General features: G+C 58.4%; 2 protein-coding genes. One reads left to right on the top strand and one right to left on the bottom strand.

All coding sequences use genetic code 11. From position 1 onward, the window contains the following. The coding region (locus AB4Z23_RS28270) for a CoA-transferase (protein WP_441361279.1) at positions 1–208 on the bottom strand (208 nt) is incomplete at its 3' end. Positions 209–344: 136 nt separating this feature from the next. On the opposite strand from AB4Z23_RS28270, the gene AB4Z23_RS28265 reads away from it, so the two are divergent. Next, positions 345–505, top strand: a 161-nt coding sequence (locus AB4Z23_RS28265) for a helix-turn-helix domain-containing protein (protein WP_441361280.1), incomplete at its 3' end; no start/stop codon positions are given.

The following is a 505-nucleotide window of genomic DNA, read 5'->3' as shown; positions in this document are numbered from 1 at the left end:
CCATGCCCGCATCGATCATTGCGGCAATGCCGATACGGCCATTGCCGGCGTTGTTGTTGATGACCGTCAGGTTTTTCGGTCCCTTGTCGATCAGGGCGTGGATCAGCTCGATGGGCGCGCCGGAGCCGCCAAAACCGCCGATCATCACCGTCGCGCCGTCGCCGATACCGGAAATGGCATCAGCCGCGCTTTTGATTGTCTTGTCCATATCAATCCTCCATCCAGCCCAGCAATGGGAACTCGCAAGGCTGCTTGGCGCAGAGCTAAATCCGAATCCGCCTCGACGGCAACAATTTTGTGCGTTATATGATTTTTGTTCGTATATCGCACAAATGGAGCGTGACATGGCCGTCAATGAAAGAGACATGATGGGCGGTCTCGCCAAGGGGCTGAAGGTGATCGAGGCGTTCAGCGCCGAGCGCCCGCGCCTGTCCATATCAGATGCCGCTGACATCGCAGGCCTTGACCGCGCCACCACGCGGCGCTGTCTGCTGACACTGTCGGA

The sequence above is a fragment of the Agrobacterium sp. MCAB5 genome, assembly GCF_052114365.1.
Taxonomy (GTDB): Bacteria; Pseudomonadota; Alphaproteobacteria; order Rhizobiales; family Rhizobiaceae; genus Agrobacterium; species Agrobacterium tumefaciens.
Note: the sequence above shows the minus strand (reverse complement) of the source record. Positions and strands in the feature narration are given on the sequence as shown.